General features: G+C 66.0%; 17 protein-coding genes, 1 tRNA gene and 1 pseudogene. 10 read left to right on the top strand and 9 right to left on the bottom strand.

Annotation, left to right across the window (positions count from 1 at the left end; translation table 11 throughout):
• Positions 1-63: 63 nt before the first annotated feature.
• A pseudogene (locus QA600_RS03340) lies at positions 64-270 on the top strand (HAD-IA family hydrolase); the annotation flags it as partial.
• A gap of 92 nt (positions 271-362) precedes the next feature.
• Here QA600_RS03340 and QA600_RS03335 read toward each other — a convergent pair.
• Complete coding sequence (locus tag QA600_RS03335) at positions 363-1,814, bottom strand: cytochrome P450 (protein WP_278290543.1); 1,452 nt, start codon at positions 1,812-1,814, stop codon at positions 363-365.
• Positions 1,815-1,894: 80 nt separating this feature from the next.
• On the opposite strand from QA600_RS03335, the gene QA600_RS03330 reads away from it, so the two are divergent.
• Complete coding sequence (locus tag QA600_RS03330; RefSeq protein WP_278290542.1) at positions 1,895-2,548, top strand: helix-turn-helix domain-containing protein; 654 nt, start codon at positions 1,895-1,897, stop codon at positions 2,546-2,548.
• Between the two features lie 8 nt (positions 2,549-2,556).
• Here the strand turns inward: QA600_RS03330 and QA600_RS03325 are convergent, their stop codons facing one another.
• Positions 2,557-2,802, bottom strand: a complete 246-nt coding sequence (locus tag QA600_RS03325) for a ferredoxin (protein ID WP_278290541.1) — start codon at positions 2,800-2,802, stop codon at positions 2,557-2,559.
• A 191-nt stretch (positions 2,803-2,993) separates the two neighbouring features.
• Here QA600_RS03325 and QA600_RS03320 point away from each other — a divergent pair, with 191 nt between their 5' ends.
• The 3 genes from QA600_RS03320 (at position 2,994) to QA600_RS03310 (ending at position 5,381) form a co-directional block, all read left to right on the top strand.
• Positions 2,994-3,350, top strand: a complete 357-nt coding sequence (locus QA600_RS03320) for a hypothetical protein (RefSeq protein WP_278290540.1) — start codon at positions 2,994-2,996, stop codon at positions 3,348-3,350.
• Positions 3,347-4,081 carry a DICT sensory domain-containing protein gene (locus QA600_RS03315; RefSeq protein WP_278290539.1) on the top strand — a complete coding sequence of 245 codons (735 nt, stop codon included), beginning with the start codon at positions 3,347-3,349 and terminating at the stop codon, positions 4,079-4,081. Before QA600_RS03320 ends, QA600_RS03315 begins: the two co-directional genes overlap by 4 nt.
• Before the next feature lie 91 nt (positions 4,082-4,172).
• A complete protein-coding gene (locus QA600_RS03310) occupies positions 4,173-5,381 on the top strand; it encodes an inorganic phosphate transporter (protein ID WP_278290538.1) in 1,209 nt (402 codons plus the stop codon).
• Between the two features lie 2 nt (positions 5,382-5,383).
• Here QA600_RS03310 and QA600_RS03305 read toward each other — a convergent pair whose 3' ends face one another.
• Positions 5,384-5,818, bottom strand: a complete 435-nt coding sequence (locus QA600_RS03305; protein WP_278290537.1) for a universal stress protein — start codon at positions 5,816-5,818, stop codon at positions 5,384-5,386.
• A 112-nt stretch (positions 5,819-5,930) separates the two neighbouring features.
• Here QA600_RS03305 and QA600_RS03300 point away from each other — a divergent pair, with 112 nt between their 5' ends.
• The 3 genes from QA600_RS03300 (at position 5,931) to QA600_RS03290 (ending at position 10,042) form a co-directional block, all read left to right on the top strand.
• On the top strand, positions 5,931-8,276 hold the full coding sequence (locus QA600_RS03300; RefSeq protein ID WP_278290536.1) for an ATP-dependent DNA helicase: 2,346 nt from the start codon (positions 5,931-5,933) through the stop codon (positions 8,274-8,276).
• Entirely contained in the window at positions 8,276-8,773 is a 498-nt protein-coding gene (gene cgi121 / locus QA600_RS03295; protein ID WP_278290535.1) for a KEOPS complex subunit Cgi121, read from the top strand. Before QA600_RS03300 ends, cgi121 begins: the two co-directional genes overlap by 1 nt.
• Positions 8,774-8,890: 117 nt before the next feature.
• Positions 8,891-10,042 carry an LEA type 2 family protein gene (locus tag QA600_RS03290; protein ID WP_278290534.1) on the top strand — a complete coding sequence of 384 codons (1,152 nt, stop codon included), beginning with the start codon at positions 8,891-8,893 and terminating at the stop codon, positions 10,040-10,042.
• A gap of 16 nt (positions 10,043-10,058) precedes the next feature.
• Here QA600_RS03290 and QA600_RS03285 read toward each other — a convergent pair whose 3' ends face one another.
• The gene (locus QA600_RS03285) at positions 10,059-10,820 is read right to left on the bottom strand and encodes an iron-sulfur cluster assembly protein (protein ID WP_278290533.1); all 762 of its coding nucleotides are present in this window, start codon (positions 10,818-10,820) and stop codon (positions 10,059-10,061) included.
• Positions 10,820-11,884, bottom strand: a complete 1,065-nt coding sequence (locus QA600_RS03280; RefSeq protein ID WP_278290532.1) for an amidohydrolase family protein — start codon at positions 11,882-11,884, stop codon at positions 10,820-10,822. Before QA600_RS03280 ends, QA600_RS03285 begins: the two co-directional genes overlap by 1 nt.
• Before the next feature lie 152 nt (positions 11,885-12,036).
• On the opposite strand from QA600_RS03280, the gene QA600_RS03275 reads away from it, so the two are divergent.
• Positions 12,037-13,080: an NAD(P)-dependent alcohol dehydrogenase gene (locus QA600_RS03275; protein WP_278290531.1), complete on the top strand. Its 1,044-nt coding sequence runs from the start codon at positions 12,037-12,039 to the stop codon at positions 13,078-13,080.
• Between the two features lie 13 nt (positions 13,081-13,093).
• On the opposite strand, the gene QA600_RS03270 is transcribed toward QA600_RS03275, so the two are convergent.
• On the bottom strand, positions 13,094-13,624 hold the full coding sequence (locus QA600_RS03270) for a GNAT family N-acetyltransferase (protein ID WP_278290530.1): 531 nt from the start codon (positions 13,622-13,624) through the stop codon (positions 13,094-13,096).
• A 110-nt stretch (positions 13,625-13,734) separates the two neighbouring features.
• Here QA600_RS03270 and QA600_RS03265 point away from each other — a divergent pair, with 110 nt between their 5' ends.
• The gene (locus QA600_RS03265; protein WP_278290529.1) at positions 13,735-15,087 is read left to right on the top strand and encodes an NADH:flavin oxidoreductase; all 1,353 of its coding nucleotides are present in this window, start codon (positions 13,735-13,737) and stop codon (positions 15,085-15,087) included.
• A gap of 4 nt (positions 15,088-15,091) precedes the next feature.
• Here QA600_RS03265 and QA600_RS03260 read toward each other — a convergent pair whose 3' ends face one another.
• From QA600_RS03260 to QA600_RS03250, 3 genes are all read right to left on the bottom strand, one after another.
• On the bottom strand, positions 15,092-15,835 hold the full coding sequence (locus QA600_RS03260; RefSeq protein ID WP_278290528.1) for a rhodanese-like domain-containing protein: 744 nt from the start codon (positions 15,833-15,835) through the stop codon (positions 15,092-15,094).
• Between the two features lie 127 nt (positions 15,836-15,962).
• Positions 15,963-16,035 (bottom strand) — tRNA-Gln (locus tag QA600_RS03255).
• 111 nt (positions 16,036-16,146) lie between these two features.
• Entirely contained in the window at positions 16,147-16,938 is a 792-nt protein-coding gene (locus QA600_RS03250; RefSeq protein ID WP_278290527.1) for a hypothetical protein, read from the bottom strand.
• Positions 16,939-16,977: the final 39 nt, after the last annotated feature.

Below are 16,977 nucleotides of genomic sequence, written 5' to 3'. Positions count from 1 at the left end.
CGGAGTATCGCTGCGCGTGACAGCGTACGACGCCCTGCTCTTCGACAGCGACGGCGTACTCATCGAACGCACGTCGACACCTACTACGGCCGCGAGATGACCGTGGAGAGCCTTCGACTGAAGAAGCCGAACGCACACTACCTCGAGCGCGCACTCGAGGATCTGGCGGCGTCACCGGAGTCTGCACTGTACGTCGGGGACAGCGAGAGCGATATCGTCGCGGCCGAACGGGCCGGGCTCGAGTCGACGTTCGTTCGCCGGTCGCACTGTTAGCACATCGACCTCGATGTCACGCCGGCCGACGAGATCGAGGACCTGCACGGGCTGAGGCGCTGGTCCTCGAGTAACGGATCGGAGAGCCATCACCGCTTTCGGACTCGCATCTCGACTGGACCGGAATCGAGCGATATCTTCGGCGTGGGATCGATCGACTCAGTCACTCGCTCGAGGTCGACGCGTCGAACCATCGTCGCCAGCGAGAGCTGGAGTTCGGTCATCGCGAACCGCATTCCGATGCAGTGGCGCGAGCCACCGCCGAAGGGGAAGTAGGCGTACTCGGGTCGGTCGTCGGGGTCAGCGAGGACGGTTCGCTCGTCCCCGTCCGCGTCCTCGTCGTTCGCCACCCATCGATCCGGCCGGAACACGTCTGGATCGGCCCACCATCGCTCGTCGCGGTGGATGCCGTACATGTTCAACTGGACCGTCGTTCCCGATCCGATCCGGTAGCCGGCGAGGACGGTCTCCTCGTGGGGCTCGCGCTGGAGGAACGGCAGCGGCGGATAGAGACGCATCGCCTCCCGTCCGACGGCCTCGGTGACGGCCAGGTCGGGCAGGTCCGCAAATGTCGGATCCCGCTCGCCACAGACAGCGTCGACCTCCCACTCGAGTCCCGACCAAACGTCCTCGGTGCCGGCCAGCAGCCAGCAAGCGTAGGTCAGCGCGGTCGCCGTCGTCTCGTGGCCGGCCAGCAGGAACAGCTGCAACTGGTCGGTGATCTCCTCGGCCGGCGGGCTCGAGCCGTCGGGGTACTCACCGATCGCGAGTAGCGAGAGCAGGTCGTCGCCGTCCGCCTCGGACCCGCGACGTTCGGTCACCAGCTCCTCGACCAGCGCCTCGACGTCGGCCGTTGCACGCCGATACTCGCGTTCGGCCCGGCTCGGAATCCACGTCGGGAGGACGGCGCGGGCGCCGAAGAACTCGCTGTCGCTGTACGCACCCATGGCGTGCACCCAGCGTCGCACGCGATCGGCGCGTCCGTCTCCGAACTCGAGATCGAACAACGACCGCGTCAGCGCTCGCAGCGTCAGGGTCGACATCGCCTCCCGGACGTCGACGACCTCACCATCCGACCAGCTCTCGACCAGCCGGACGGCTTCCACGACCATATCGTCGGCGTAGCTCCGGATTCGAGCCGGCGTGAAGGCGTTCTGGAGGAGCAGACGCTGGCGGCGCCAGCGCTCGCCCTCCGCGAAGAACAACCCCTCGACGTCGAGCAGCTCGCCGAACTCGTGCTCGAACCCGCCGCGCCAGAACTCGTCGTCGCGGGCGACGACCACCTCCTCGACGAGCCCCGGGTCCGAGACGACCACGAACTCGCGGCCAAAGGCCTCGTATCGCGCGACGTCGCCGTACTCGGGCATCGAGGAGAAGAACTCGAGCGGGTCGCGAACGAACGCGAGAGTACTGTCGACCAGCGGAAGCCCGCGCGGGCCGGGCGGTGGCGTTCCGGTCGGTGCTAGCGTCGGTCCGGTGTCGCCGTCCGCGTCGGCAGCCGACTGTTCACGGTCGTTCGCCGTCGTTTGCGGCTCGCTCATACCCTTCTTTCGAACCGAACGACTGTCGGTACTCTCGCGAAGCACTGAACTTCTTTATATCATCTCGTCGAACGACCGGTATGCAGTCGGCAGATCTCACGCTCCGACTTCCCCCATCGATGCAACTGCCGGCGCCCGAGGAACCACTCGAGTCGTTCCAGCGCGAGGAGGTGCTCTCCTGGGTGGTCGATACAGAGTCCGAAACCGTGCGCTTTCTCTCGCTGATCGTCGGCGACCCCGGTGCGCTCGGAAATCTGGCCGAGGATCTCGACTCAGTCCGTCGGTACGACGTCACGCCGGTCGACGGGGAGACGTTCTACGGCTACGTCGAGATGGACCTGCGGGCCGCCGACGCCACCCTGCTGGGAACGTTCGACGTCCCTGGGCTGGTTGTCGTGCCGCCGATGGTCTACACTGGTCGGGAGAACGTCCACGTTACCGTCCTCGGCGAGCCCGAAGCCATGTCGGGACTGCTCGAGCGCGCCCCCGACGAGGTCGGCATCGAGGTCGAACGAGTGAGCGAACACCAGCGCCGCTCGGAGACGCTGGCCGGCCGACTCACGGCCAGACAGTTCGAAGCGCTCGAGGTCGCCCGCGATGTCGGCTACTATGAGGTTCCCCGGAGCGGCGATCTGGCGACAGTAGCCGAGACGCTCGAGTGTTCCGAGAGCGCGGCGTCGACGCTGCTCCGGTCGGCGGAAGCCGAGCTGGTCGATGCAGCGTTACGGCGGTGAGGAGAGCGTCAGGGAATCAGCTGCTCGCCGTCGTCGTCGTAGATCGTGATCGCGTCGACGGGACAGGTCCGGGCCGCGAACTTCGCGTCGAGTTCGGCCTCCTCGGGCACTTCGCGGACGAAGAGTCCGTCCTCGATCTCCTCGCTACCCTCGAGGATCGCTTTCCCCGCTGACTTGTCCTTCTCGAAGGCGTCCCACTCGGCGACACACTGGTACATCCCGATACAGGTCTCCTCGTCGAACTCGACTTTCATGGCCGGGAGTTGGACCGATCGTCGTAAATCGTTAGCGGTCGTGACGGCCGGGCGCCGGATCCCGATCGTCGTCCAGGGGCGGCGAGCCGTGAGCAGCAAATATAATGTTATTTGATATACAGAATAGAGATACAGTCTCGCTTGGCATCGATACGGCTTATACGATCGAGGACCCTAGTTCACGAACAATTATGAAGAATAGCTTCGAGGATATTTCCGCGCTCGCGGACGCCGTATCAGAGCACGATATCGACGAGCTCCTCGGACTTCTCTCAACGCGACAGGTCCGGATCACGCTCGCGTACCTGTACGATCATCCGAACGCGACGGTGGACGACCTCGCCACAGCTATCACCGGTGCCGCCGCAGTCGACGATGGGCGGATCGCCGGCGAGTCGGAATATGAGCGAGCACATGTCTACCTCCATCATTCGGTCCTCCCCCGGCTCCAGGACCACGGACTGATCGAGTTCGACCCGGTCGACAGGACGGTCGAGGAGGTCGACGTACCACCGGCCGTCTACGACTTCCTCGGAGTCGGCGAATGAGCCTCGAGACACTCGGCGAAGCCCTCGAACGCGCCGAAGCCGAGCGAAAGCGACTCGAGGTACACGCGAGCGATAGCGACGTCGCGATCGACCTACAGCGCCAGTTCACGAGCCGGAACGTCGCGGTCGAGTACCGCCGAGCCGCGGCGTTCGAGGACGGATTCGTGGTAGTCCGCGATTCCGACGGCGGGTTTCGGGGCGCGCTGGGACTCGAGGCGTTCGACGCGCTCCTCTCGCCGTCGATCCACCCGCCCTGGACGCTCGAGGAGACGGACGTCGACCTCCGCGAACTGCTCGACTTTCTGGAGGGGACGCCGTTCGCTTCGGCCGACCGGCGACAGCTGCTCGCGGTCTCGAGGGAGATCGAAGAGCGAGCGTGGCGAGTCGCCGACGGGACCCTGTACGCCGGCTTCCAGCGCGAGGCGGCGTTCGCCGACCAGCTCGAGGTGTACGAGCGGCTGGCGACCCGCGGAGCGCTTTCCGTGACGGCGTTTCTCGACGATGCGTGGGACGAACCGCTCGAAGGGCCGTCGGTGGTCTCCGCGTCCGGCGAGATCGGTCGATTCTGGTTCGTCGCCTTCGAGGCCGCCGACACCGACCGCCAGAGCTGCGCGCTGGTCGCCGAGGAGCGCCAGCCCGGGAAGTACGACGGCGTCTGGACGTACGATCCCGCGTTCGTCGGCGAGCTGATCGAGCATCTCGAGACGAGCTACGAAGTTTCGGAAGTGTAGTCCCCCGTCGGTCCGCCGGGAGTGGGTCACCGGACGGCGGACGTAACGAACGAACGTTTTTGTTCCGTGATGCTAATCATCATGCAATCGAATGGTTGCTCTGTCGTTCGTCGTCCTCGTCGGAACCGCTGTTCTCACCTGTCTGTTCATGGCGTGGGTGCTGGGAGCCAACAGCAACTCGCCGCCGTTCGCACCCGCCATCGGCGCGAACGCGATCTCGACGATGCAAGCGGCGTTCGTCATCGGCCTGCTCGCCGCCGCCGGCGCGCTCATGCAGGGCGGGAGCATCTCCGAGACGGTCGGTGCGGACCTCATCGACGGCGTTACGATCACACCGCTTGCTGCCACCGCCGGATTGCTAACGGCGGCGACGTTCATGGCGGTCGGAATCTACACCCGATATCCGATCCCCGCGGCGTTCGCGACGACGGGCGCGATGGTCGGCGTCGGGCTCTCGCTCGGCGGCGATCCGGCGATGGCGACCTACCAGCGCCTCGGCACCTTCTGGCTGTTGGTCCCGTTTATGTCCGGTGGACTGGCGTACGCGACGGCAGTCACCCTGCGTCGTGACGACATCCCTGAGTCCGTCGGGGTCCCGCTGCTCGCGGGTATCGTCGGCGCGATCGTCGCGAACATCCGGCTGGGCGTTATCCCCGATCCGACGGCCGACCAGGGAACCCTCGCCAGGTTCGTCTCCCGGCAGTTCGGCGGCGGGCCGGTGTTAGTCGGCGACGTCGACTTCGGCACCGTGCTTGTGACGGTCGTCGTCGGTGTCCTCGCGTTCTCCTGGGTTCGCAAGCGGGTGCTCGACTCCGTCGAGGATGGCATCCGATCGTTCCTGCTGATCCTCGGCAGCATCGTCGCGTTCTCCTCGGGCGGCTCGCAGGTCGGACTCGCGACCGGTCCCCTCGAGAACCTGTTTCGGATCGAACTCGGGTTGCCGGGAATCACGCTGCTCGCGCTGGGGGCCGCCGGGATCCTCGCCGGCGCCTGGATGGGCGCACCACGGCTGTTGCAGGCGACCTCGCGGGAGTACGCGCAGCTCGGGGTTCGGCGCTCGATCGCGGCGCTGGTTCCGGGGTTCGTTATCGCCCAGCTGGCGATCGCGCTCGGCATCCCGATCTCGCTGAACAACATCATCCTCTCGGGAGTCATCGGCGGCGGGCTGGCCGCGGGCTCGGCCGGCGTCTCGAAGCGAAAGATCGGCTTTACCATCACGTTCTGGTTGCTGACGCTGGGGAGTTCGATCCTCGTCGGCTACGGGCTCTACCAGGCGCTCGCGGCGGTCATCGGCGGCTGAACTCACTTGAGGACGGTCACCGGCCGATCGGTTCGCTCGACGACCGTGGCGGCGACACCGCGACCGAGGAGTCGCCGCACCAGGCTTGAAGACTTTCTGTCGTGGCCGCGCATGACGACCTGATCGATGTCGTGATTCGTCGAGTATCGGGGAATGACCGTCCCGGGTCGGCCCGCCGCGGTTTCGATTTCGACTCGGTCGGTCGCGGACGGATCGGCGATCGGCGCGAGCAGTCGGGTCGCGCGATCCCGAGCCTCGTCGGCCCGGGCCTCGTCGCGCTCGAGCACCCCGCCTTCGCTCATCGGCGCGTCCAGCGGCGTGACGACCGCGAGCAGGGTGACGTCGGCGTCTGGGAACGTCTCGAGGGCGTGGGCGAGGGCCTCGTCCTCCCGCGGTCGGCCGACCGTGGGAACGAGGACGCGGTCTGGATCGGCCATGCGTTCGCTTCGCCCGCCACCGACATCGGTCTGTCGCCCGCGGGCGGTGTGCCAGCCATCGGTGAGCGGGAGAGACGACAGTTTAAACCGAAGCACGCGCCAACTGCGGGTAATGAACATTGAGGAGCTGTCGGGGCTCCCGCCCGGAGCGCTCGAGCACTTCCGAAGCGAGGGGATCGAGGAGCTCTACCCGCCCCAGGCCGAGGCCGTCGACGCCGGCACGACCGAGGGCGAGAACCTCGTCGCGGCCGTCCCAACGGCGAGCGGCAAGACCATGATCGCCGCGCTGTCGATGCTGTCGGCGATCGAGCGCGGCGGGAAAGCCCTCTATATCGTCCCGCTACGGGCGCTGGCCAGCGAGAAGCGCGAGGAGTTCGCCGCCTACGAATCCTTCGGCGTCGACGTCGGCGTGACGACTGGCAACTACGAGTCGACCAGCGACTGGCTCGCCTCGAAGGACATCGTCGTCGCCACCAGCGAGAAGGTCGACTCGCTCGTGCGAAACGGCGCGAGCTGGCTCTCCGAGCTGACCTGCGTCGTCAGCGACGAGGTCCACCTCATCGACGACCGGAATCGGGGACCGACGCTCGAGGTCACCCTCGCGAAGCTGCGCCGGCTCAATCCCGACCTCCAGACGGTCGCCCTCTCCGCGACCGTGGGAAACGCCGACGAGATCGCGGCGTGGCTCGACGCCGAACTCGTCGACACCGACTGGCGCCCGATCGACCTGCAGATGGGCGTCCACTACGGCAACGCCCTGAACTTCGACGACGGGTCGACCCGCGAGGTGCCCGTCGAGGGAAGCGAAAAGCAGGAGGCCGCGCTCGTCCGCGACATCGTCCAAGAAGGAGGGTCGTCGCTCGTGTTCGTCAACTCCCGGCGCAACGCCGAGGCCGCAGCCCGCAGGCTCGGACAGGTGACGAGCCGAGAGCTGACCGACGGCGAGCGCGACGAGCTGGCGGAGCTGGCCGACGAGATCCGTGAGGACAGCGACACCGAGACCAGCACGGACCTCGCCGACTGCGTCGAACGCGGCTCGGCGTTTCACCACGCGGGGCTCTCGAGCACGCAGCGCTCGCTCGTCGAGGACGCCTTCCGCGAGCGGCTGTTGAAGGTAATCTCGGCGACGCCCACTCTCGCTGCGGGGGTGAACACACCCGCCCGCCGGGTCATCGTCCGCGACTGGCGGCGGTTCGACCCGACCGCGGGCGGGATGGCCCCGCTCGACGTCCTCGAGGTCCACCAGATGATGGGCCGCGCTGGACGACCGGGGCTCGACCCCTACGGGGAGGCCGTGTTGCTCGCCAAGAGCCACGACGAGAGCGAGGAGCTGTTCGACCGCTACATCTGGGCCGAGCCCGAGCCCGTCCGGTCGAAGCTCGCGGCCGAGCCCGCCCTGCGGACCCACGTACTCGCCACGATCGCCTCCGGCTTCGCCCGCACCCGTGAGGGGTTGCTCGAGTTCCTCGAGGCGACGCTGTACGCGAGCCAGTCGACGGAGTCAGGTCGGCTCGAGACCGTGACGGATAGCGTACTCGACTACCTCGAGCGCAACGAGTTCATCGAACGCGACCGCGGAGATGGAAGCGACGACGCCGGCGCGTTTACGACCGCAGCCGACCTCGCGGACAGCGGTGGACGAAGCGAGGACCTCGAGGCGACCAGCCTCGGTCACACCGTCTCCCGGCTCTACCTGGATCCGATGAGCGCCGCGACGATCGTTCACGGGCTCGAGGACGCCGACGACCGCCCCACCGCGCTGGGGCTCTACCAGCTCGTTTCCCGAACGCCGGACATGTACGAGCTCTACCTCCGTTCGGGTGAGGACGAGAAATTCGGCGAACTCTACTACGAGCGCGAGGCCGAGCTGCTCGGCGATCGGCCGAGCGAGTTCGAGGAGGATCGCTTCGAGGACTGGCTCGCCGCGCTGAAGACGGGGAAACTGCTCGAGGACTGGGCCGAGGAAGAGGACGAGGAACGGATCACCGAACGGTACAAGATCGGTCCCGGCGACCTGCGCGGAAAGGTCGACACCGCCGAGTGGCTGCTCGGCGCGGCCGAGTCGCTGGCCGCAGAGATCGACAGCGAGTGGACCGTCGCCGTCCGCGAGGCCCGCGCCCGCGTCGAACACGGCGTCGGCGAGGAGCTGCTCGAGCTGGTTTCGGTCCGCGGCGTCGGCCGGAAACGCGCTCGAGACCTGTACGCGGTCGGCATCGAGGAGCCCGCCGATCTCCGCACTGCGGACAAGTCGGTCGTCCTTGGAGCGCTCAAAGGAGAGAAGACCGCCGAGAACGTCCTCGAGAACGCCGGCCGCGAGGATCCCTCGATGGACGGCGTCGAGGCCGACGCGTCGGCTGCGGCGACGGGCTCGGGCGACCACGACAACAGCACTGCCGAGACGGAGGCGACCGCGACGACCGACGACGAGGAGAACCAGTCCAGCCTGGGTGACTTCTGATGGAGCTGCTCGAGTGTACCCTCGCGATCGACGACCTCGATTCGTTCGTCGCCGACCTCGGCGCAATCGGCGAGACCCACGGAACCACCCTGCAGGCGTTCGACGCCCGCTACGTCGCCGGGCCTCACCACCTCGAGCGCGCCGTCGAACTGGCGGATCGCTCGATCGAGCGCGGCGAGAACGTCGCCCGTGACCGAGCCGTCGAGATCCTGCTGTACGCCGCGGGGCGCCGCCAGATCGACCGCGCGCTGGAGATGGGCGTCGGCGAGGGCGAGAATCGGGCCGTCGTCATCGCGGACGGGGGCGACGAGGCCGCAGCGCTCGAGAACGTCCGGGAACTCACGGCGTTCGGCGGGACGGCGACGACCCTCGAGTCGCCCGACGAAGAGACGCTCCAGGAGTTCTTCGAGATTCCCGACCGCGAACGGGCGGCGACCGACGCCTCGCTGGGCGCACTGGTCCGCGAGCGGGTGGCGCTGCTCGAGGTCGAGAAGTAGGCGGCGTCCGGTCGCGCTCGATCGTATCTCGAGTCCGACCGAACACTCGGAGCCAGCGCGAATAGTTTTCCTATCCATTCAGAAGAAATATATGATTTTTATTCATATTATATCTTCATGGAACGATATCTCGCGTTCGTCCTCGTGATCGGTCTCTGCCTCGCGGGTGCGCTCGGAGGACTCGCCGCGACGGGGGTAGTCGGGCTCCCCGACGCCGGCCTCGAGGACAACGCGTGGGGTGAGGTAGAGGAGGAACGCATCGAGGTGATCACGGCCGTTTGGATCGACAACCCCAATCCTGGCGTCGAACTCGACGACCTGGCCGTCGAGTACGAACTCGGCATGAACGACGTGGCTCTCGCAACCGGCTCGGCCGACGACGTCGCGGTTCCGTCGGGCAACTCGACGACGGAGCTCGGGACCGATCTCGAGTACGATCGGCTGCCGTCGTGGTGGGCTTCGCACGTTCGGAACGACGAGAGGAGCGCGCTCGAAGTCGACCTCACGGCTCATGCGACGGTCGGGCCCCTCTCGGGGTCACCCTCCCACACCCACGAGGACGAGGTCGAAACCGACCTCGAGTCGATGATCGAGGAGACGCTCGCCGAACAGGAAGGAGAGCACTCGCTCTCGCCGGCCGACTCGGAAGGTGGAACCATCGAGCCGACCGTCAAAATTCGGGACACTGACGCCGGGTGGGGAGAGGTGAGTGAGGAGCGGACGGAGCTCCACTTCACGTACGAGATCCACAACCCCAACGCCCATCCGCTGCCGACGCCCGCGATGACCGGCGAGATGGAGTTCAACGAGCGACCGGTCGCCGAGTGGGAGGCCCACGAGGTCGAGTTCCTCCGCGGGACGTACGATACGAACATCCCGCCGGGGGAGAGCCGCGAGATCACCTTCGTCGCCGAGTTAGACAACGACGAAGTGGTCGAGTGGTTCACAACTCACGTCGACGGCGACGAGTTCACCGAGGCCGAGCTCCGCGCGCAACTCGCGATGCACGTCGACGGCGAGACCGTGACGATTCCCGACGACGGGGACGCCATCAGCTGCGAGTACGGCGTGTGGACCGACATCTTCGTCGACCAGCGAAGCGAGATCGTGCGGGAACACTGCGAGTTCGTCCCCTGGGCGAGCCCCGACGACGAGACGTTCGCGGCGCTCGGCGCGACGGTCGATCCGATCGAACCTAACGGGTCGATCGGCGGCGAAACGGGCGACACGGACGAGGGCGGTGAGGGCCCGATCGCGGTCGAGTCCTGAACGCTCGGTCGGCGGGTCAGTCGTTCGCGACTCCCCCGAGCCGCCGTTCCCGGGACTTCCGGAGCCCGTCGCAGATCCCGCCCTGGCTCGACATGTTGACCTGCGCGAGCCGTCCGCGTCGGTGGACAAGTTCGAACTCGTCGGGGTCGATCGGCTCGCCCTCGGGAGTCAGGAACAGCGGGTCCGTCTCGTCGGCGACCAGGCCCGTCTCGCGGGCCTTCTCGAGGTAGTGGTCTACCGGTTCCGCGGGCACGGAGACGGCGACCGCTCGATCCGCGAGGTAGATCGATAGCCGGTCGTCGCCGTCGGTGCGCTCGAGGTCCTTCGGTCGGAGCGAGACGATCCTCTCGGGCTCGAGGCCCGCCTCGAGTAGCGCTTCGACGGCGCCGTACTGGCGGGCGGTTCTGGCCTTCCGATCGAGCTCCGCGCGGACGGCGTCGACGGTGTCCTCGGCGTCGGGAAACGCCTCCGGGAACGAACGGCCCGCGTTCACGCCACGGTTGATCTCGATCTCGTGCATGTGTTCGTGGAGGTAGATCCTCGCTCGCTCGACCGCCGGGAGTTCCTCGACCTCCGTGCGGGAGTCAGCCGCCATCATCCAGGCGAAGGCGGGCGAACACCACGCCGTCGGCAGCGTCAGGTGGACGGTGACGGTTCCGGCGTCGATCTCGATGGCGTCGATGTACTCGAGTGCGACGATCGAGCGGTCGAGTTCGGGATCGGTGACCCGGTCCAGTCGGTTGCGGACGGCCTCGCGGGTGGGTGTTGGGTCGGTCATCAGTCGTCGGCCGCCGCGGGGGCGTCGCTCGCGTAGTGGTCCTCGAGGCCGAACCGCTCGCTGATCTCGTCCTCGCGGAACTGTGCTTTCTTCTCATCGATGTCGATGTCGTACAGCTCGGCGGCGTTCTCGCCCATCACCTTCCGTTTGGTCTCGAGATCCCACTCGACGCCGTACTCCATCCGATCGTCTTGAGTGAGTTCGGCCTCGAGAACCGCCTCGACGAGCCAGTCGGGGTTCCAGATGGCGTAATCCGAGCCGAACAGGACCCGGTCCTCGCCGAGCCACCAGAGTAGTTCGGAGAGGATCTCGGAGAACTTCGCCGGACGGTTCTGGGCGAAGGGAGCGGCGACCGCGAGCCCGCCGTAGACGTTGGGCTCCTGGGCGGCGATCCAGCAGAAGTCGTCCAGTCGTGGGAGCCCGACGTGTTCGACGACGAAGTTGAGGTCCGGGAACGACGACGCGGCGTCGTCGACGTCGGCGACGTCGAACGCGTCGCGGTTCAGCGGCCTGATCGTCGGCCCCTTGTGGGCGTGAATGTTCTCGATGCCGAGCTCCTCACACTTCTCCAAGTACTCGAAGGCGGCCTCGTCGTCGAGGCGCCACCCCTTGGACTCACCGCGCCACTCCGCGGTGTACACCTTCACACCCTGGATGTCGTAGGTCTCGTTCAGTTCCTCGAGGTACTCCAGCCCCTCCTCACCGTCGCGGGGATCGAAGCTTCCGTTGAGGACGAACCGTTCGGGGTACTCGGTCGCGAGCTCGGCGTTTTGCTCGGTGGTGTTGAATCCCTCCCCGTAGAAGTCGGTGAGGTAGGTCGGCTGGAAGATCGCCATGTCGGCGGCGGCGTTCTCGAACAGGTCCTCGACCATCCGTTCGACGCCGTACTTGCGGTACTCCTCGAGGTCCCACTGCCGATCCTCGGGCGTGAACGTCGTGTGGTAGTCGTAGAAACACTGGATGAACTCTTCGCCGCCCTCGTGGGTGATGTTTCCCTCCGTCGCGTCCCACAGGTGGACGTGACCGTCGATAACGAAGATCTCCTCGCCGTTGTGATCGTACATCGCAGTATGGTGCTAGGTATCAACAACCATTATTCTTCGTGATGGATCCACGGACTCTCGTATCCGACATCCGTTTCGACGACGATCATATTCGATCAACAACACGTTGGGCGAACGTTTTGACACAGTACGTTGAAGCGTGGCATGATAACATGCAAGCAGCCCGTCTCCACGAGTACACCGACGACATGAGCGAGGCCCTCAAGGTAGAGGAGATCGACCGGCCGGAGCTCGAGAAATCCGACGAGATCCTGGTCGAGGTCTCGGGCGCCGGCTGGTGTCAGACCGACAACCACATCATCGAGGGAATGTGGGAGGAGTACGCCCCACAAGATCTGCCGATGACGCTGGGCCACGAGAACGCGGGCATCGTCGCGGAAGTCGGCGAGGAGGTAACCCTCGTCGAGGAGGGCGATCCGGTGATCTGTCACCCCGTCCAGACCTGCGGAATCTGTCGGCCCTGTCGGCTCGGGGAGGACATGTACTGCGAGAACAGCGCGTTCAACGGCCTCACCACGGATGGCGGGTTCGCGGAGTACCTTCAGACCAACGAACGCGCAGTGATCCCGCTCCCCGACGGCGTCGATCCGACCGAGATCGCTCCCCACGCCGACGCGGGGATCACGGCCTACCACGCCACGAAGAAGGCCGTTCGCGAGCTGAACCCCGGCGACACCTGCGTCGTCATCGGCGTCGGCGGACTCGGCCACATCGGGCTGCAGTGTCTCGACGCGATGAGCGCGGCCGATATCGTCGCCGCCGATCTGAAGGACGATGCCCTCGAGCTGGCCGAGGATCTGGGCGCTCGCCACACGATCAACCCCGGGGAGGACGACCTCGCCGAGAGCGTGATGGACCTGACCGACGACGAGGGCGCCCAGCAGGTGCTCGACTTCGTCGGAGCCGATCAGACGACCGGTGCGACACCCGACATGGTCGCGGCGGGCGGCGATCACCACGTGATCGGCTACGGCGGCCACATCCACGAGCCCTGCCAGGCGCTGGTCAACGGCGAGTTCTCGTTCAAGGGAACCCTGGTGGGGAAGTACGCCGAACTCCAGGAACTCGTCGCGCTGGTCGATCGCGGGGACGTCGAGCTCCGTACCGAAATTCACGACCTCGAAGAGATCAACACCGTCGCCGAGCGGCTCGAACACCGCGAGATCGAGGGGCGGGCGGTGATCACGCCGCCTTGAATACGCCCTCGAGTCAACCGTCGGTCCACTCCGCAGCCAGCAGTCCGTACCGAAAGAGATCGACGCGCTCGCCCTCGACGAACGCCTCGTCGCGAAACCGACCCTCCTCGACGAACCCGGCCTTCTCGAGGACGCGGCACGAGGCGGGGTTGGTCTCGTACACGCAGGCGAACACCTTCTCCAAGCGCCGTTCGCCGAACGCGTAGCGACACGCCTGCGAAACGGCGTCTGTCGCGTAGCCCCGGCCCCAGCAGTCGGGGTCGATCATGTATCCGAGCTCGATCGTCCCCCAGATCTCGTTCGGCTCGTGCAACCCGATCGATCCGACCGGGCGCCCGTCGACGACGATCAGAAAGTGGGACCCTTCCATGTCGTCGAGCGACTCGATCCACTCGCGCTCCTGGATTCGGTTCAGCGGGTCGGCGGCGCCGAGGTGACGGCGAACCCGCGGGTCGTTGACCAGTCCCGCCAGGAAAGCGGCATCGTCGCGCTCGATCGGCTGCAGTTCGACACGTTCGCCCCGAAGGAACGTCGTTCCCGCCATACTCGCCGCTCGATCGCGGTGTACTTGAAATTAGGGATGGTGTGTCACACAGTGCTATCGGGTCGAAAGCGACGCTAGCCTCTTGTGCGAACGCGTGATACGTCTCTGGCATGGCAACCCTCGAGGATCCGATCGAGATCGGCGGCTGTCGCGTTCCGAACCGACTCTACCGCGCGCCGCTGCTCGAGTGTGCGGGCAACGGCCCCGACGCCGTCGACACGCTGATCGAGGACCTCGAGCCAGCCGCAGCGTCGGGAGTCGGACTGCTCTGTCAGGGCGCGACGATCGTCCGCGGCGAGGGCGGCTGTGCGGCGCCGGGGATGACCCGCGTCCACGATCCCGACTTCGTCTCCCGACTCTCGCGGCTGACCGACCGGATCCACGATCACGGCAGCAAGCTCTTCATCCAGCTCGAACACGGCGGCCTACGGAGCATGGAGACCTGGCACGCCGAGTACCGCCGGGAGCATTCGGGGCTCGAACAGCTCGCGGTTTCGGAGCCACCCTGGCAGCTCCGGGCGCTCGATCGAGCCGGCTTTCTCTCGTACGATCCCCACGTCCTCGAGACCGAGGAGGTGTACGAACTCGCGGCCGACTTCGGTCGGGTCGCGGGATATGCGGCCGAGGCGGGCTACGACGGGATCCACCTGGCCGGCGCGAACATGGGGATCGTCCAGCAGTTCCTCTCACCGTTTTACAACCGACGCGACGACGAGTTCGGCGGCTCGCCGGAGGCCCGGCTTCGCTTTTTAGCTGTGATCTACGAGGAGATCCGCGAGCGCGCGGGCGAGCTTCCGGTGATGGCGAAGGTGCCCGCCGAGACTCCCGCCCCGCCCGCACCGATCGTTCGACGGAAACTCTCGCTCGAGGACGGGGTCGAGATCGCTCGCCGACTCGAGAAGGTCGGCTACGACGCCGTCGTCCCGGTACAGACGTCGGTCGTCTGGGACATGAGCATCGTCCGCGGGAAGTACCCCGACCGAGCGTGGGAGAACCAGGCGCTCCAGGAGGGGTACGACGCCGCGTTCGGGGGCACAGTGCGAAAGCGTCTCGTCGCCCTTGGAAACCGGCTCCAGTCGTTGCAGTACAACACCGAACCGGCCTGGAACGAAGCGTTCTGTCGACGGGTGCGCGAGCAGGTCTCGATTCCCGTTCTCGCGGAAGGTGGAATCCGCGAGCGTCGGGAGATGGATCGCCTGCTCGGCGGTGAGCCCGGAGCTGGCGCCTGTGACATGGTGGGGATGGCCCGCCCGTTCTACGCCGAGCCGCGACTGGGGGCCCGGTTGCTCGAGACGGAGTCCGCGAACGGCGGCGAGGACGTGCGCGTTCTCTGTGAGAGCTGTAACAACTGTACGGTGCCGCAGGTGACGGGTGCCCCGGGAATCTGTCGAACCCCGGCGGTGCTACGGCGACGCGGCGAACTCGAGCGAGAGGGCGCCTACGAACGAGGAACCGGCGACTGACCGTTCAGGCGGTAACGACGCCGTCGGTCGCCTCCTCGAGGGTTAGCTCCCGGGTGTAGTCCGGCGCATCGATCTCGAGCAGCGAGTCGGCCTCGAGGCCGGTGAAATGAAGCGTCAGCTCGTAGCTGCCGTCGTCCTCGACGGTGCTCAGCTCGCTCTGATCGGCGTCGACGGTTCGGGCGTGAACGTACTCGCCGGCGTAGGCGGGATCGGACCGACCACGCACCTGGTACGACGTCAGGCTCTGGGTCGCCCGCTCGCCCTCGACGGGATACCCCTGTGCGACCCACGCCTCGAGCCCCTCGTCGAACGCGTAGACGTTCTCGTAGCCTGCGTCGATCAGCGATGCGGCCCGCTGACCCGCCAGCGCGTGGGGACAGACGCAGTAGGTGACGATGCGGTCGTCCGTCGACCAGTCCTCGACCGGATCGCTCGAGACGCCGTCCGGAGCGCTGCTGAGCGCCGAACCCGTGATCCGGAGGTCCTCGTGCTGGTCGCTCCCTCGCGTGTCGACGAAGCGGGCCTCCCGTCGCTCGTACCAGTAGGCGACATCCTCGAGCGGTGCCAGCGGAACGTCGACGTCGCCGACCTCGAGAATCTCGTAGGCGTCGGTGTCGATCGACCGCTCTTCGGGTACCGAGTCCTGTTCGGGTCCGTAGCCGTCGGCGCTATCGTCGTCGCCGAGACAGCCCGCGATAGCCGCCGCCGTCACCGCCGTTCCCGTAGCGAGAAGCTCCCGTCGTCTCATCGACGACTTCTAGGGAGGCTGACCGAATATGGGTTCTGGTCGGGACGACGATCTGGGAACCCCTTCGTTTCAACTGGAGATCGACAGCGGGCGCTACGAAATGGGTCGAAACGAACTCGAGAGGAAGTAGTCCATCCTGGATTCGAACCAGGGTCGAAGCCCCCAGAAGGCTTCAGGATTGGCCGCTACCCCAATGGACTGCATCGCGTCGTCTGTCGGAGACGACCTATCTACTCGTAACGGCGGGTCCGTATTAGAGTGTTACGAACTCCGACGAACTATCGTCTGTCTCCCTAATCGGCCGACGGCGATCAGCGATCAGCAGCGGAGACATCGTGGTGTTCCTTTCGATGACAGTTCGCGCAGAGAACGGTACAGCGGTCGATTTCGGTTCGAATGCGTTCTCTCGATCGATCGTCCGAGATCAATCTCGCGACGGTCGCTTCCTTTCGATCAGTCGTATGGTGGAAGTCCAGAGACGCCGGAACCGATTCACCGCAGCGTTCGCACCCCTCGGCGCGTTTTCGGTCGTGAACCCACCGTCTGCGCTCCCGTTCCGGCGGCGTATGATGGAGCTTTCGATGGCAGTTCGCACAGAGCAGCGTACACTTTCGGATCTCTTCCCGGAGTGCATCCTTCCCGTATCCGAATGTGATCATTCGTCCGACTGCCATCCGTTTCGTTTCTCCGTCTCGGTGGTGGAAGTCGAGACAGGTCGGCGTATCAACGTCGCAACGCGAACAGCCCCGGTCACGCTTTTTCGTATTGAGCCACGAACGGAGGCCGGAACGACGGAACAGCGTCCGTTCGGTATTCCGCTCGACGTTCCGATAGTGCCACCGTTGATCGACCGAAAGCTCCTTCCAGACTGTATCCGGTGGCAAATCCACATCGTCCGGTTTCGGCAGTGTTCGGGAACCAGTAGACGGTTCGGTTGCCAGCCCGGCTCGCTCTTTCGCCGCGTTCCATCCGCCGACGGTTCGAATGATCGTCGCCGAAGCTGGCGTCAGTCCGAGATCCTCGTACTGCGCCTTCGACGGTGATTCGCCGAGTTCGTCCGCGGCGCGTCGCAGCGCCTCGAGACAGGCCTCCTCCGTCGCCATACCTGGAATTATCGTACTATTGACTATAAAATCTCGCCT

Source organism: Natronococcus sp. A-GB1 (genome assembly GCF_029688845.1).
Taxonomy (GTDB): Archaea; Halobacteriota; Halobacteria; order Halobacteriales; family Natrialbaceae; genus Natronococcus.
The sequence above is the reverse complement of the archived record's forward strand: the minus strand, read 5'-3'. Positions and strand labels throughout refer to the sequence as shown.

Coding starts and splice junctions, on each gene's coding strand:
- QA600_RS03275 (WP_278290531.1), top strand. CDS start 12,037: ATGCAAGCAGCCCGTCTCCACGAGTACACCGACGACATGAGCGAGGCC.
- QA600_RS03330 (WP_278290542.1), top strand. CDS start 1,895: ATGCAGTCGGCAGATCTCACGCTCCGACTTCCCCCATCGATGCAACTG.
- QA600_RS03290 (WP_278290534.1), top strand. CDS start 8,891: ATGGAACGATATCTCGCGTTCGTCCTCGTGATCGGTCTCTGCCTCGCG.
- QA600_RS03320 (WP_278290540.1), top strand. CDS start 2,994: ATGAAGAATAGCTTCGAGGATATTTCCGCGCTCGCGGACGCCGTATCA.
- QA600_RS03280 (WP_278290532.1), bottom strand. CDS start 11,884: ATGTACGATCACAACGGCGAGGAGATCTTCGTTATCGACGGTCACGTC.
- QA600_RS03310 (WP_278290538.1), top strand. CDS start 4,173: ATGGTTGCTCTGTCGTTCGTCGTCCTCGTCGGAACCGCTGTTCTCACC.
- QA600_RS03285 (WP_278290533.1), bottom strand. CDS start 10,820: ATGACCGACCCAACACCCACCCGCGAGGCCGTCCGCAACCGACTGGAC.
- QA600_RS03260 (WP_278290528.1), bottom strand. CDS start 15,835: ATGAGACGACGGGAGCTTCTCGCTACGGGAACGGCGGTGACGGCGGCG.
- QA600_RS03270 (WP_278290530.1), bottom strand. CDS start 13,624: ATGGCGGGAACGACGTTCCTTCGGGGCGAACGTGTCGAACTGCAGCCG.
- QA600_RS03325 (WP_278290541.1), bottom strand. CDS start 2,802: ATGAAAGTCGAGTTCGACGAGGAGACCTGTATCGGGATGTACCAGTGT.
- QA600_RS03305 (WP_278290537.1), bottom strand. CDS start 5,818: ATGGCCGATCCAGACCGCGTCCTCGTTCCCACGGTCGGCCGACCGCGG.
- QA600_RS03335 (WP_278290543.1), bottom strand. CDS start 1,814: ATGAGCGAGCCGCAAACGACGGCGAACGACCGTGAACAGTCGGCTGCC.
- cgi121 (WP_278290535.1), top strand. CDS start 8,276: ATGGAGCTGCTCGAGTGTACCCTCGCGATCGACGACCTCGATTCGTTC.
- QA600_RS03315 (WP_278290539.1), top strand. CDS start 3,347: ATGAGCCTCGAGACACTCGGCGAAGCCCTCGAACGCGCCGAAGCCGAG.
- QA600_RS03265 (WP_278290529.1), top strand. CDS start 13,735: ATGGCAACCCTCGAGGATCCGATCGAGATCGGCGGCTGTCGCGTTCCG.
- QA600_RS03300 (WP_278290536.1), top strand. CDS start 5,931: ATGAACATTGAGGAGCTGTCGGGGCTCCCGCCCGGAGCGCTCGAGCAC.
- QA600_RS03250 (WP_278290527.1), bottom strand. CDS start 16,938: ATGGCGACGGAGGAGGCCTGTCTCGAGGCGCTGCGACGCGCCGCGGAC.